The organism is Massilia sp. PWRC2 (assembly GCF_049896725.1).
Lineage (GTDB): Bacteria > Pseudomonadota > Gammaproteobacteria > Burkholderiales > Burkholderiaceae_D > JAFCUW01.
Map to the genome: position 1 here is coordinate 96,502 of NZ_JAFCUW010000003.1, position 14,836 is coordinate 111,337.

The 14,836-nt window shown below is 63.8% G+C and carries 9 protein-coding genes; 6 read left to right on the forward strand and 3 right to left on the reverse strand.

Features of this window, described 5'->3' with window-relative positions:
* Positions 1–209 precede the first annotated feature (209 nt).
* The 4 genes from ACP7BZ_RS08110 to ACP7BZ_RS08125 all read left to right on the forward strand — a co-directional run bounded on the left by ACP7BZ_RS08110 (position 210) and on the right by ACP7BZ_RS08125 (position 7,982).
* The gene (locus ACP7BZ_RS08110; RefSeq protein WP_426111882.1) at positions 210–2,153 is read left to right on the forward strand and encodes a M56 family metallopeptidase; all 1,944 of its coding nucleotides are present in this window, start codon (positions 210–212) and stop codon (positions 2,151–2,153) included.
* A gap of 62 nt (positions 2,154–2,215) precedes the next feature.
* The gene (locus ACP7BZ_RS08115; protein ID WP_426111884.1) at positions 2,216–4,285 is read left to right on the forward strand and encodes a M13 family metallopeptidase; all 2,070 of its coding nucleotides are present in this window, start codon (positions 2,216–2,218) and stop codon (positions 4,283–4,285) included.
* Positions 4,286–4,389: 104 nt separating this feature from the next.
* Positions 4,390–5,625, forward strand: a complete 1,236-nt coding sequence (locus tag ACP7BZ_RS08120) for a choice-of-anchor X domain-containing protein (protein WP_426111886.1) — start codon at positions 4,390–4,392, stop codon at positions 5,623–5,625.
* Between the two features lie 50 nt (positions 5,626–5,675).
* Positions 5,676–7,982 carry a UvrD-helicase domain-containing protein gene (locus tag ACP7BZ_RS08125; RefSeq protein WP_426111888.1) on the forward strand — a complete coding sequence of 769 codons (2,307 nt, stop codon included), beginning with the start codon at positions 5,676–5,678 and terminating at the stop codon, positions 7,980–7,982.
* Positions 7,983–7,995: 13 nt separating this feature from the next.
* On the opposite strand, the gene ACP7BZ_RS08130 is transcribed toward ACP7BZ_RS08125, so the two are convergent.
* The 3 genes from ACP7BZ_RS08130 to ACP7BZ_RS08140 all read right to left on the reverse strand — a co-directional run bounded on the left by ACP7BZ_RS08130 (position 7,996) and on the right by ACP7BZ_RS08140 (position 10,241).
* Complete coding sequence (locus tag ACP7BZ_RS08130) at positions 7,996–8,763, reverse strand: BPSS1780 family membrane protein (protein WP_426111890.1); 768 nt, start codon at positions 8,761–8,763, stop codon at positions 7,996–7,998.
* On the reverse strand, positions 8,760–9,716 hold the full coding sequence (locus tag ACP7BZ_RS08135) for a homoserine kinase (RefSeq protein WP_426111892.1): 957 nt from the start codon (positions 9,714–9,716) through the stop codon (positions 8,760–8,762). Before ACP7BZ_RS08135 ends, ACP7BZ_RS08130 begins: the two co-directional genes overlap by 4 nt.
* Before the next feature lie 87 nt (positions 9,717–9,803).
* Positions 9,804–10,241 carry a hypothetical protein gene (locus ACP7BZ_RS08140; RefSeq protein WP_426111894.1) on the reverse strand — a complete coding sequence of 146 codons (438 nt, stop codon included), beginning with the start codon at positions 10,239–10,241 and terminating at the stop codon, positions 9,804–9,806.
* A gap of 233 nt (positions 10,242–10,474) precedes the next feature.
* On the opposite strand from ACP7BZ_RS08140, the gene polA reads away from it, so the two are divergent.
* Both polA and ACP7BZ_RS08150 read left to right on the forward strand, forming a co-directional pair.
* On the forward strand, positions 10,475–13,225 hold the full coding sequence (gene polA / locus ACP7BZ_RS08145; protein WP_426111896.1) for a DNA polymerase I: 2,751 nt from the start codon (positions 10,475–10,477) through the stop codon (positions 13,223–13,225).
* Positions 13,226–13,461: 236 nt separating this feature from the next.
* Positions 13,462–14,712, forward strand: a complete 1,251-nt coding sequence (locus ACP7BZ_RS08150) for a DUF4382 domain-containing protein (RefSeq protein WP_426111898.1) — start codon at positions 13,462–13,464, stop codon at positions 14,710–14,712.
* Positions 14,713–14,836 lie beyond the last annotated feature (124 nt).

The following is a 14,836-nucleotide window of genomic DNA, read 5'->3' on the forward strand; positions in this document are numbered from 1 at the left end:
CTGTGCGCCTTTGTTCCGCCCCTCTGCTGTCCACTCCCCGTTTTTCACCGCCCATCGCATCGTGCTATCGCCCATTGCGGGGCCGGCCTATGCTCATTTTCATGGGCGCCGTCGAACGCGCGCCTAACTAGAAAAAATATTCTAGACTTTATAATCTAGATATTTTATTCTACTTCCACGCCCATTTAACTGCAGCAAGGAAGCATTCGATGCGCATCTCATTGTTGTCCGCCCTGGCCTGGTCACTCCTCGATTTCCTCTGGCAGGGTGCGCTGATCGCCTGTGCCAGCGCCGTGCTGCTGGCGCTGATGCGCCGCGCCAGTGCGCAAGCGCGCTATGCGCTGGTGGGCGGCGCCCTGCTGCTCTGCGCCGCCGCGCCAGTGGCGGGCCTGGTGACGCGTCTGCAGGCGCCGCTGGCGGCGCCCGTGTCCTCGCTGGCGCCGGACGCCGCGGTTGCCGTTGTTGCCATGTTCATCACGGTGCCGGTGCCGGCGCAGTTGCCCCCCTGGCGCGACGCCGTGCAGGCGCGCCTGTCCTTGCTGCTATTGATCTGGTCGGCTGGAGCGGGCGCGCTGGCGCTGCGGCTGTTGCTGGGGCTGTGGTGGGTGCGACGCCGTACCGACCCTGCGCGTGCTGCCGCCGAGCCATTCTGGCAGGCGCGCGCCAGCGTGCTGGCGCGGCGCCTTGGCATCGGCCGCGCCGTGCGGGTGGGCGTGGTCGATGATCTGGCCAGTCCGCTGACAGCACGCTGGCTGCGGCCGGTGGTCCTGTTGCCGGCGGCGCTGGTGAGCGGCATGCCGGTGGCGCTGCTCGAAGCCTTGCTGGCCCACGAACTGGCGCATATTTGTCGCCACGATTACCTGTTCAACCTGTTGCAAAGCGCGCTAGAAATCGTGCTGTTCTATCACCCGGCCGTGTGGTGGCTGTCGCGCCGCCTGCGGCTGTTGCGCGAGGAGGTCGCCGACGACATCGCCGCCACCTTGCTGGGCGACCGGCGGCGGCTGGCGCTGGCGCTTGCCGAGCTGGACCGATTGCAATTCACCCACCCCCTTTACACCCAACATCGACTGGCCCACGCGGCCCACGGAGGACATCTCATGCATCGCATCAAACAACTGTTGCGCAGCGAAGCGCAAGCACTGAGCTGGAAATTGCTGCTGCCGCTGGCCGGCCTGCTGGCGGCCGGCGTCACCATGGTCGCCAGCGCTGGCGTGCAAGCGCTGCTGCCGCCGCCGCCGCCACTGGTGTTGCCGGCATTACCGACATTACCGACCTTACCGGCACCACCGGCGAGCCCACCCACCCCAGCCACCCCAGCCACCCCGGCACTGCCAGCGCTACCGGCATCACCGGCACCACCGGCATTACCGGCATTACCCGCACCACCGGCACCACCGGCATCACCGGCAGCACCGGCACCACCGGCCACGGCCGCCAGCGCCGCGCATCGCAGCGACGCCGAACCTTATTCTCTGGTGCGCCCCGGTCATGCCGCCATCCATGCCAGTACCTCGCGCGCCGACTGGCAACACCTGGAGGCGGCCCAGCGGCGCATCGATGGCGAGTTCCTCTGGTTTGTCAACGATGGCACGCCGTATGTGGTGACCGACCGCGCCATTGTCGGCCGGGTGGCGCAGGCATGGGCGCCGGTCGATGTCTTGACTGAACAGATGCAGGCTTACAGCCAGCAGATGGATGTTCACGGCCGCAAGATGGCCGCGCTGGGCCGGCAGCTCGAGCAGCAGGTCGGCAAAGACCAGCGCCCCGGCGAAGGTGCGCTGCGACGGCTCGCGCAGCAGCAGGACAAGCTCGGCCAGCAAGTCGATGCGCTGGCGCGCCAGATGGTCGATGCGGACGGCGCGCGGCGCGCGCAGTTACGGGCGCAAATGGATGCGCTGGGCGCGCGCATGGGCAAGCTCGGCGAACAGCTTGCTAAGCAACATGCGCACAGCGCGCAGCTGGCGCTGGCGCAGCAGCCGGTCGAGGCGCTCGGCGCCCAAATGGAAGTCGCCGGCGCACCGATGGACGCCCTCGGTAAAACCATGGAAGCGCTGGGCCAGCGCATCGAGGCGCAGGTGCACTTGTCGGAGCAAGCCACGCGGCGCGCCATCGCCGATGCCGTCGCCCAGGGATTGGCGCAGCGCTCGCCGTAACGGCGGCGCGGTTGCCTTGCCAATTTAACTATGGCACGATGGGCATTTTGGAGTGCCCGCCGATGCGCCAGCTTGCCCGATTTGTCGTCGCCGTTTCCTTGGCCAGCGGGGCCACGCTGGCCGCCGCCCAAAGTGCTGCCACCGATCAGCCCGTCACCAGTTTTCCCTACACCCCCGGCCTCGATGTCAAGGCCATGGATCGCAGCGCCGATCCGTGCGTCGATTTTTACCAGTTCGCCTGCGGCGGCTGGATGAAAAACAATCCGCTGCCGGCCGACCAGGCGCGCTGGTCGGTGTACGCCAAGCTGACCGACGACAATCAGCGCTACCTGTGGGGCATTCTCGACGGCCTGGCGCAAGGGGGCGCGGCGCGCAGCAGCAACGACCAGAAGACCGGTGATTATTTTGCCGCCTGCATGGATGAACGGGCGATCGAGGCGCGTGGCGCCGCCCCGCTCGATGGCTATTTCGCCGACATCGACGCCATCGGCAGCTTGCGCGATGTGCCGCCGGTACTGGCGCGCTTGCAGCTGGCGCTGGCCGACGACGGCCTGTTTTTTGCGTTCGGCGCCAACCAGGATTTCGGCAATTCCGAGCAGGTGATCGCCTTCGCCAATGGCGGCGGCCTCGGCTTGCCCGACCGCGACGCTTATCTCAAGCAGGATGCCAAAGCGGTCGCCATCCGCCAACAATATGTGGCCCATATCGGCAACACCTTTGTCTTGCTGGGCCAGTCGCCGCAAGCGGCCCAGCGCAGCGCCGCCACCGTCATGCGCATCGAAACGGCGCTGGCGCGCGCCACCCTGTCGCGCGTTGACAAGCGCGATCCCTACAAGCTGTATCACAAGATGTCAGCGCGCGCGCTGCAAGCCTTGACCCCCGGTTTCAACTGGAACGTGTATCTGCAGGCGCTCGGCGCGGGCCGACCGGCCACCATCAATGTGAGCGAGCCAGCGTTTTACCGCGCGCTGGGCCGCCAGTGGCGCGACGCCAGCCTGGCCGACCTGAAGACCTATCTGCGCTGGCACGTCACGCGCGCCAGTGCGCCGGCACTGGCATCGCGCTTCGACAATGAACACTTTGATTTTTTCAGCCGCATCCTGCGCGGCGTGCAAGAGCAAAAGCCGCGCTGGAAGCGCTGCGTCACCCTGGTCGATGCCCAGCTCGGTGAAGCGCTGGGGCAGGCGTTCGTGAGCCGGGCCTTTTCGCCCGCGCTCAAGGAGCAGGCGCTGCACATGACGCGCCAGGTGGAGCAGGCGATGCAGGACGACATCGCCGGGCTCGACTGGATGAGCGCGCAAACCAAGGCGCGCGCGCAAGAAAAATTAAAAACCATCGTCAATAAAATCGGCTATCCCGACCACTGGCGCGATTACAGCAATTACACCGTGCAGCGCGACGATTTTGCCGGCAACATCGAACGGGGCAACCGTTTCGAAGCGCGCCGCCAGCTCGATAAAATCGGCAAGCCGCTCGACCGCAGCGAATGGGGCATGACGCCGCCGACGGTGAACGCCTATTACAACCCGCAAATGAATGACATCAACTTCCCGGCCGGCGTGCTGCAGCCACCCCTGTTCGACGGCAAGATGGACGACGCTCCCAACTACGGCAACACGGGCGGCACCATCGGCCACGAACTGACCCATGCATTTGACGATGAAGGCCGCCAGTTCGATGCCCACGGCAACCTGAAAGACTGGTGGACGCGCAAGGATGCCGCCGCCTTCAACGAGCGTGCCCAGTGCATCGTCGACCAGTACGCGCAGTACGTGGTGGTCGACGATATCAAGATCAACAGCAAGCTGACGCTGGGCGAAGATGTCGCCGACCTGGGCGGCCTGATTCTCGGCTGGATGGCCTGGCAGACGCAGATGGCCAGCATGCCGCAGCAGGCGGCCGGCCTGCGCGACGGCTTGACGCCGGCGCAGCGCTTCTTTGTCGGCAATGCGCAATGGGCGTGCGAGAACGACCGTCCGGAAAATCAGCGCGTCACCGCCATGACCGATCCCCATTCGCCTGGCAAATACCGGGTCAACGGCCTGGTGGTCAACATGCCGCAGTTCGAGCAGGCATTTTCTTGCAAGCCCGGGCAGCCGATGGTTGCCGCCAAGCGTTGCCGCGTGTGGTGAGCCACCCCGGCGCGGCGCTGCACAGTATTTAATGTGCGTCGTGGTGCCGGCTGCCGCTGCGCCCGATAATGCGCTTTGCATGAACTTCGCAGCGGTGACCGATCGTGGCATTGCACCTTGTTGTCCATTTGCGCTGGCGCCGCCTGGTCGCCGGTCTGGCCCTGCTGGCGGTGCTGGCCTGGCTGATCGTTGCCGAATCGACTGGCGGCAGCGGCCAGCAGGCGCGCCTGACCGCCCGCGCGGCGCCGCTGCGGAGCGCCGCTGCGCCAGCGCTGCCCGCCGCGCTGCCCACGGCCGCTTTGCTTGACAGGCGCAGCGCGCTGCTGGCGCAAGTGCAACTGAGCGCCGCCACCTATTGCCATTATCGCGACAGCAGCAAGTACCCGTTCAATTCACGACCCATCAGCGAGCAGCCTGATCAGGTCTATCCGAACGCCGCCATCAATCAACTCAATCCCATGCGCCTGCAGGGTGGCACCAGCGATCCCAGGGTGCTGATCCAGACCGCGCAGACGCGCGTTTTTCTGGCCGCCGGTGAGACGGTGTCGTTCTCCGTGCGCGCCGTCGACGGCAACGGCGTGGTGTTGCCGCTGGTGGTGCTGGGCGCCACCGCCGAAGCGCTCACCAGCGGCAAGCAGCGTCCGCTGGCGCCAATCAGCCTGCCGTTTGCCGACGATGGCAGCGGCGCCGACCCGGTCGCTGGCGACGGTGCCTATGCCGCCACCCTCGTTCCCGTCAACAGCGCGCTGGCCGGCTTTCATGGCACCATCCGCACGCGCGTGCGCTACAGCGTCGGCGGCGAGGCGGGCAGCGTCGAATTCGACGTCATCTACAGCCCCGAGCTGCCCGCCGTGTGGAGCGGGCCGCCGCGCGAAGTGGTGGCCGACGGCGCCTTGTCCTTTTATTTGCCGCTGCAGGTGCACCAGCGCGGCCGCTACGTGGTCAGCGGCCGCGTCGACGATGCCAGCGGCGCGCCGCTGGCGCTGCTCAGCTTTAATGAGGTGCTGCCCAGCGGCCCCAACGAAGTCAAGCTGACCGTGTTCGGCAAGCTGCTGCGCGATCAGCAGGCGGCGCTGCCGTTGACGCTGCGCGATGTCGACGCCTACCTGTTGCGCGAAAACAGCGACCCCGACCGCGCCCTGATGGCGCGCCGCGAAGGGGCCGTGTTGACCGGCAAGGTCTATCCCTTGAGTCGCTTTGCCGATAGCGAGTGGCACAGCGAAGAACGCAGCCGTCACCTGACCGAGTTCGCTGGCGACGCCAAGGCGGCGCGGGCGGCGCTGGCCCGCCTCGCCGGTGCTGCCGCCGTGCCGGAACCGCCGTGTGCGCTACCGCCATAGAGGATGGGCGTTCGCTACGGAACAGGCTGCGCTGCCCGTATAATGAGCGCATGCAGAAACTCCTCCACAATCTCAATCCCGAACAACTCGCCGCCGTCACCTTGCCGGCCCAGAGCGCCCTGATCCTGGCGGGCGCCGGCTCCGGCAAGACCCGGGTGTTGACCACCCGCATCGCCTGGCTGATCCAGACAGGCCAGGTCTCGCCCGCCGGTATCATGGCCGTCACCTTCACCAACAAGGCGGCCAAGGAAATGCTCACGCGGCTGTCGGCAATGTTGCCGGTATCGACGCGCGGCATGTGGATCGGCACCTTCCACGGTTTGTGCAACCGCTTTCTGCGCACCCATTACCGCGACGCCGCCTTGCCGCAAACCTTTCAGATTCTCGACTCGCAAGACCAGCTGTCGATGATCAAGCGCCTGCTCAAGGCAAACAACGTCGATGATGAAAAATACCCGGCCAAGGCGCTGATGTATTTCATCAACAACGCCAAGGACCAGGGCTTGCGCGCCAACCAGGTCGAAGCCTTCGATCCCATCGAGCGCAAGATGGTCGAGCTGTACGATCTGTACGACCAGCAATGCCAGCGCGAAGGGGTGGTCGATTTTGCCGAACTGCTGCTGCGCGCCTTCGAGCTGTTGCAGCGTAACCAGCCGCTGCGCGAACATTATCAGCAGCGCTTCCGCCACATCCTGGTCGACGAGTTTCAGGACACCAATGATCTGCAATACGGTTTACTGAAAATGCTGGCCGGTCACGGCACCAGCATAGGCGGCGCCCTGTTTGCTGTCGGCGACGATGACCAGAGCATCTATGCGTTTCGCGGTGCCAATGTGGGCAATATGAGTGCCTTCGAACGCGAATTCCGCGTCGAAAATCTCATCAAGCTCGAGCAGAACTACCGCTCGCACGGCCACATTCTCGACAGCGCCAACACGCTGATCGCCAACAATGCCAAGCGGCTGGGCAAAAACTTGCGCACCGATGCGGGCCATGGCGAACAGGTGCGCATCTACGAAGCCTCGTCCGATCTGGAAGAAGCGCAGTGGATCGTCGAAGAATCGAAGGGCCTGGTGGCCGATGGCGGCATGCGCCGCGACATTGCCATCCTCTACCGCTCGAATGCCCAGTCGCGCGTGATCGAACACGCGCTGTTCGCCGCCGGCATTGCCTATACCGTGTATGGCGGCCAGCGTTACTTTCAGCGCGCCGAGGTCAAGCATGTGATCGCCTATCTGCAATTGATGGACAATCCGAATAATGACCAGGCCTTCCTGCGCGTGGTCAATTTCCCGACCCGCGGCATCGGCATGCGCTCGATTGAAACGCTGCAGGCCGCTGCCGAGCAGTACGGCATTTCGCTGTACGCAGCGGTGCCCTATGTGAGCGGCAAATCGGGTTCTTCGCTGGGCAGTTTCGTCAAGCTGATCGAAGCTGCCCGCTTTGAAACGCAGCAGCTGGCGCTGCCCGAAATGGTGCGCGTGGTGCTCGAGGCGAGCGGTTTATTAACCCATTACGCCAATGAAAAAGAGGGCGCCGACCGCATCGAAAACATCGAGCAAATGGTCAGTGCCGCTGCCCAGTTCGTGCAGGAAGAAGGGTTTGGTCAGGGCGCGCCCGCGCACCTGGGACCGCCCGCGCAGGCGCAGGCGGGCGAGGCGCTGCTGTTCCAGGACGGCATCGAAATTCTCGATGCGGCCGCGCCGCTGGCGACCATCATGTCGCCGTTGTCGGCCTTCCTCTCGCACGCCTCGCTCGAAGCGGGCGATTCGCAGGCGCAGGCGGGACAGGACGCGTTGCAACTGATGACGGTGCACTCGGCCAAGGGCCTCGAATTTGACGCTGTCTTCATTACCGGCCTGGAAGAGGGTCTGTTCCCGCACGAATCGAGTTCACGCGAACTCGATGGCGTCGATGAAGAGCGCCGCCTGATGTACGTGGCGATCACGCGCGCCAGAAAACGTCTGTACATGAGTTTCACGCAAACGCGCATGTTGCACGGCCAGACCCGGTATAACGCCAAGTCGCGCTTTTTCGACGAGTTGCCGGAAGCCTCACTCAAGTGGCTGTCGCCGCGCGTGCAGTCGCACTGGTTCGCCAAGAAAAATTCGGCATGGGATGAACCGGCCTTTGGTGGCGTCGGCTCGGACAACAAGATCGCCCAGGCAATCACGCAAAAGCAGTCCGGTCCTGGCTGGCGCATCGGCGAGACGGTGGCCCACGCCAAGTTTGGCGAAGGGGTGATCGTTAACATCGAAGGCAGTGGCAGCTCGGCGCGCGCGCACATCAATTTTGGGCGCGCCGGCATGAAGATGCTGGACCTGTCGGTGGCCAAGCTGGAGCGGCCGGGGCGCTAATGCACTGCGCCGGTCAGGGCTTGGCCAGGTTGACCGTCAGTGCCGGGGTGCCAAAAATCTGCCGGTAACTGGCAAACATCGCGCACTGCAGCAGCAAGATAAAAATAAATCCCACCCAGGCCATGATCACAAAGCCCACCGTCGAGTTGCCCAGCAACAGGCGGGGGACGGTGCTGATCAGCATGAACAGGCCCAGCCACGCCAGCAGCATCACCACGAACACCCGGGCCGAGCGCCAGACGGCAAAAAAGCTGTAGAACAGCGCCTTGGCCGGTGCCATTTTTTGCCAGGTGGCCAGCGGGGCGGCGAACGACAGTGCGATGATAAAGAAAATCTGCAGCAGGCTGCAGGTCAGCAAGATCAGGGCGTCGCTGCCGCTGATGTTGGCGGGATTGAGCTGGGCGCGGGTGAGCAGGCCATCGCCCAGCAACAGCAGGCCGGGCAGGGTGGTCAGAATCACCACCGTCAAGTGGGCCACTCCGATTTTGCACAGCGTAAACACCAGCGGCTTTTGAAAGCCAGTCAGCAGCACCGGCAAGGTGACCCGCTGCTTGTGGTCGATCAGCAGGCAGGCTTGCATCAGCGCCATGCTCAGCGAGGGAATCAGCAGCACGGCAATAAACTGTCCCAGCAGGGGAATCGCGTGCAGCAGCAGCACCAGCAGCACGTTGGCAAACAGGATCGTGGTGAGGGCCGCCGGTTGCTGACGAAACAGGGCCAGGCCCTGCTTGAGCCACAACCAGCCCGTCTTGGCGGCGATCTTGCCGTCGGTGGTGCTCATGGTAACTCCGGTGCCGAAACAGTGATACGTTCGCGCAAAATGCGCTCGAAATGGGTGGGGTCGTGGGGCGTGAGCATTTCTGCCGCGCGCGGCTGGTGCAAGTCGTGCAGGCGCGACAGCCAGAAGCGCAGCGCCGCCGCCCGCAACATCGCTTGCCAGACGCTGCGCTCGGCGGCGACGAATGGCCGCACTGCGTGGTAGGCGTCGACCATGGCGTGCAGGCGCGCCAGGTCGAGGGCGCCGCTATCCTGGTCGACACACCAGTCGTTGACGGTGACGGCGAGGTCGAACAGCCAGGCATCGCAGCCGGCAAAATAAAAATCGAAAAAGCCCGTCAGCTGCTCGCCGTCGAACATGACGTTGTTGCGAAACAGATCGGCGTGGATGGGCCCGCAGGGCAGGGCCCGGTGGGCGGCGCCGTCGGCCGTTTCGATCTGGTAACGCATTTCGCTGCACAGCAGGGTGGCGCTGGCGTCGTCCATGTTGGGCAGCACTTGCGGCGTGGCCCAGATCCACCACGACAGGCCGCGCAGGTTCGGCTGGCTCAGGGGAAAGTCGCGACCGACCAGGTGCATGCGCGCCAGCATGGCGCCGACGGCGGCGCAGTGGACCGGCGTCGGCGCCATCTGCGAGCGCCCTTCGAGTTTGCTGACGATGGCGGCCGGTTTGCCGTGCAGGTCGGCCACCAGTGTCCCGCTGCGGGTCGCCACCGGCGCTGGCACCAGCACGCCGCCGCTGGCCAGGTGGCGCATCAGTTCCAGATAAAACGGCAATTGTTCGAAGCTGAGGTTTTCAAAGAGCGTCAGCACGAATTCGCCACTGTCCGTACTGAGAAAGAAATTGCTGTTTTCAATGCCCGAAGCAATGCCTTGCAGGGCGCTTGCTTTACCTAAGGGGAATTGCTCGATCCAGGGGGTGAGGTCGTCCAGGCTGACCGCGGTAAAAACTGCCATGTGCGAGCGATGATGGGTAAGGTAATACAGTCGGAATACGGGGACCAGGCAGGGCGGCGCCAGGCGCCGGCCCGCCCGCGCGGGACATTACTTGACCGTTTGCGGCGGTGGAGCGTTGACGGTGGTGTCGGCGCCAGCGCCTTCCGGATCGATTTTTTTCTTTTTATTGAAATCGAATTCCAGCACCTTCCACTGGGGCGGCCGCACGGTCGAGCCGTTCTGGCTGTTCAAATCTGCAGTCGATCCCGGTTGTACACCTTTCATGGTGTAGTTGCTGCCGCCCGCGCTCACTTGCACTTCCTTGACGCGGCCGCCATCCTTGGTCTGCGAAATCTTGTTCTTGTCACGCTTCTGGGGGGTGATCGTCACCGGCGCATCGCTACCCGGTTCGATCGGCTCGAGCTTTTGCTGGGGCGGCGGTGGCGCCGCGCTGGGGGCTTGCTGGGCCAGGACGAGGCCGGTTGATGCCAGCATGCTGAGCAAAAAAACGGTCTTGGTAGAAATACTGCAAGGAATGCGCGCCATGGTAGTTCGCCTTGTGAGTCGATAAGCATCATTGTAACAAACGGGTACCAGCGCAACATCAGCGGACCCCTGGTGCCGGTGGTGCGCCCAATTCGTCGTCCTGCCGACAGCATACAGACTTGTCGGCCGTGGTGTTTTCTTCAAGGGGACGCCGGCGGTGATTCTGCGATAATGGCAGCCATCTTGCCGTCCCGTGGGCGGCCATCACGCCTTTCTTAAAGCACAGTCCCACCATGCAAAATACCCTGCTGTTAGTCGACGGTTCCAGTTACCTGTACCGCGCGTTCCACGCCTTGCCCGACTTGCGCAGTGCCGAGGGGCACCCCACCGGCGCCATGCACGGCATGGTCAACATGCTGCGCCGCCTGCGCGCCGATTACCCGGCCGCCTACATCGCCTGCGTCTTCGATGCCAAGGGCAAGACCTTCCGCGACGACATGTATGCCGACTACAAGGCGACGCGCGCCTCGATGCCCGACGACCTGCGCCTGCAGATCGAACCGATCCACGAAGCGGTGCGCTACATGGGCTGGCCGATCCTGATGGTCGATGGTGTCGAGGCCGATGATGTGATCGGTACCCTGTCGGTCGAGGCGACCCGGCTGGGCATGAACACCGTGGTGTCGACCGGCGACAAGGACCTGGCCCAGCTGGTCAACGAGAAGGTCATGTTGATCAACACGATGAGCAATGAAAAGCTCGACGAGGCGGGCGTGCGCGACAAATTCGGCGTGCCGCCCAACCGCATCATCGATTACCTGACCCTGATCGGCGACACCGTCGACAATATCCCGGGCGTGGCCAAGTGCGGTCCGAAGACCGCCCTCAAGTGGCTCGCCGCGCACGACAGCTTGGATGGCGTCATGCAAAACGCCGCCAGCATCGGCGGCGCGGTGGGCGAGAACCTGCGCCAGGCGCTCGACTGGCTGCCCAAGGGCCGCGAGCTGATCACGGTGAAACTCGATTGCGACCTGTCGGCCCACATGGTCAGCATCAGCGAGTCGCTGGTCGCCCAGCCCGAAAACAAGGACGCGCTGGCCGGCTTTTTCCAGCGCTTCGGTTTTAAAACGCTGCTGCGCGAAATCGTCGCTAATCCGGATGGCGGGCGCGCCGCGGTGCCCGCCCTCAACTCGCCCGAGGGCGACAAGTTCGCCGAACCGCAATTGCTGCCCGTCATCCGCGGCGATTACGAGATGGTCAGCACCGTCGCACAGCTGGCCAAGTGGCTGGCCCTGATCGATCAGGCGGCGCTGACGGCGATCGATACGGAAACGACCTCGCTGGAACCGATGACGGCGCAACTGGTCGGCATCTCCTTGTCGGTCGAGCCCGGTCAAGGCTGTTATATCCCGCTGGCGCACCGCTATGCGGGCGTGCCCGAGCAGCTGCCGCGGGAACTGGTGCTGGAAAAAATGCGCGGGTGGCTGGAAGATCCCGCCAAACCCAAGCTGGGCCAGAACCTCAAGTACGACAGCCACATCTTCGCCAACCAGGGCATCACCCTGCGCGGCATTGTCGAAGACACCCTGCTCGAATCGTATGTGTTCGAGTCGCACAAGCCGCACGACATGGACAACCTGGCCCTGCGTCACCTGGGCTACACCACCATCGCCTTTGCCGACGTGTGCGGCAAGGGCGCCGGCCAGATCTGTTTCGACCAGGTCGAGCTGGCGCGCGCCACCGAGTACGCCGCGGAAGACGCCGACATCACCCTGCGCCTGCACGGCGCCATCAAGGGGCACGTCGACGGCGACCCGCAACTGCGCTATATCTACCGGCAGATCGAGTTGCCCACCTCGGTGGTGCTGCAAAAAATTGAACGCAACGGCGTGCTGGTCGACGCCGAGCTGCTCAACGTGCAATCGGCCGAGTTGGGCAAGCGCATCATGGAACTCGAACAGCAAGCCTATGAACTGGCCGGCGGCCCCTTCAACCTCGGTTCCCCCAAGCAAATCGGCGAAATTTTTTTCGTCAAGCTGCAACTGCCGGTGATCAAAAAAACCCCCACCGGGGCGCCGTCAACCGATGAAGAAGTGCTGCAAAAGCTGGCCGAGGATTTTCCGCTGCCAAAAATTTTGCTGGAATACCGCGGCATGTCGAAACTCAAATCGACCTACACCGACAAGTTGCCGCGCATGGTCAACCGCGACACTGGCCGCGTCCACACCAATTACGCCCAGGCGGTGGCAGTGACGGGGCGGCTGTCGTCGAATGATCCGAATCTGCAAAACATTCCCATCCGCACCAAGGAAGGGCGCCGCATTCGCGAAGCATTTATTGCCGGCCCCGGCAATGTGATCGTCTCGGCCGACTATTCGCAGATCGAGTTGCGCATCATGGCCCATATCTCGGGCGATGAAGCGATGCTGCGCGCGTTTGCCGAGGGCGAAGATATTCACCGGGCGACGGCGGCGGAAATTTTTGGCGTGCTGGCAAGTGAAGTCGATAGCGAGCAGCGCCGCTACGCCAAGGTCATCAATTTTGGGCTGATCTACGGCATGAGTGCGTTTGGCCTGGCCGGCAACCTGGCGATTGAGCGGGCGGCCGCGCAAAACTATATCGACCGTTATTTTGCCCGCTTCGCCGGCGTGCGCCAGTACATGGAAGACACCCGCGTGCAGGCAAAGGCGCGCGGCTACGTGGAAACCGTGTTTGGCCGCCGCTTGTGGCTGCCGGAAATCAATTCGCCGAACGGCCCGCGCCGCCAGGGCGCTGAGCGGGCCGCCATCAATGCGCCCATGCAGGGCACCGCCGCTGATCTGATCAAACTGGCCATGATCGCCGTGCAGGACTGGCTTGAAGCCGATCAGCTCGCCACCCGCATGATCATGCAGGTGCACGATGAACTGGTGCTGGAAGTACCGATGAGCGAACTGGAACTGGTCAAGGTCAGGCTGCCGGCGCTGATGGCGGGCGTTGCCAGTCTGCGGGTGCCGCTGCTGGCCGAAGTGGGCGTGGGCAAGAACTGGGACGAGGCGCACTGACCAACAACGGCCCAGTTTGCAATCAAGCAACCCTGACAACCCTGGCAATTCTGGCGGGCTGCCAGGGTTGCTTTTTTTTTGATAAAACAATTACAATTAAATAATGTTGCTTTAGATTCACATTGTATTTTCCATATGTGAAGTGCCGTACTGTGTTTCAAATTGCCATCTATAAGATTGCTTCACTCACTGAACAGTTCCCGCTGTTTATAAATTAAATGATGCAAGGCACTGACATGAACACACGCTTTTTCCACCTCGTCGCCACCTCGGCCCTGGCCGCTGCCTGCCTGTCTGCCTGTGGCGGCGGTGGCGGTGGCACTGCGTCGTCAACCTCAACGCCAGCGACGGGCGCGCCCGTCACCGTCACCCCGAACACGCCATCGCAGCCATCGCAACCATCGCAGCCAGGGGCTTCGTTCGGCACGGTGGCGCTGGCCATGACAGCCGAACCGGGTTGCGGCTATGACGCCATCAATGTGACGGTGACAAAAATCCGCTTTCACGCCAGTGCCAGCGCGGCCGCCAGTGACGCCGGCTGGACCGAGATTGCGCTGCAACCGGCACGCCGTATCAACCTGGCGCAACTGAACAATGGCATCGTCACCGCGCTCGGCAGCGCGGCCCTGCTGCCTGGCCACTACGCGCAGGCCCGTCTGGTGCTCGACCAGAACAGCGCCAACACCACTATCAACAGTGTGGTCGCTGCCGGTGCAACGGCCGAAACTCCCCTGCTGACCCAGGCGGCCGCCCCCGATGGCGTCGCCATTGACCTGGGCAATGGCTTCGATGTGGTCAACGGCCAGTCGCTCAAGCTGGTCGCCGATTTCGACGGTTGCCGTTCGGTGGCCCCCAGCGGCGCCAATGTGGTGTTGCGCCCGCTTATCAGCATACTTCCTGCGATCAAGAATGGCATCGATGGCGTGGTCGATCCAGCCCTGCTGGGCAGCAATGTGCGGGTCAGTGCCCAGCAAAACGGTGTGGTCGTGCGCGCCGCGCTGCCGGTGGCGGGCAGTGGGGCTTTTTCGCTGTCGTACCTGCCGCCTGGCAGCTACGAAGTGGTGATCACGGCCGACGGCCACGCCGCTGCGGTAATCGCCGGCGTCAAGGTGGCTGACAGTAGCGCCGTGCTGGCCCTGAACAGTGCCGCCGCGCCGATTGCCTTGCCCGCCAGTGCCACCGGCGCCATCACCGCCGTGCTGGTGCTGCAACCGGCCAGCACCATCGATGCCGCCTACGGCAGCGCCTACCAGACGTTCGCGAATGGCCCGCGGGCCAGTATGCGTGACCGCATGGCCGGTATCGGAGGTGGTTTCGTGCGCTTTGATAACTTGCCGCTGAGCCGACCTTCGCTGGCCGTGTGGAACGGCCAGCCACTGCAGTTTACTGAACAGGCCGCCATCGTCGAGGGCGCCGCCACCTACACCATTTTGTCGACGGCGCCCGGTTATGTGACCACCAGCGCCACCACGGCGGTAGCGAGGTAGGCGCGCGCTGGCAAAGCGCCGTCGATGGCGGGCCTTCGCTGATTGTCGCCAGATACTGGCGGTGCAGTACAATGCCCGCTCGCATTGAGCGACCGTATTCACGAGGCTACCCATCGATCCCGTT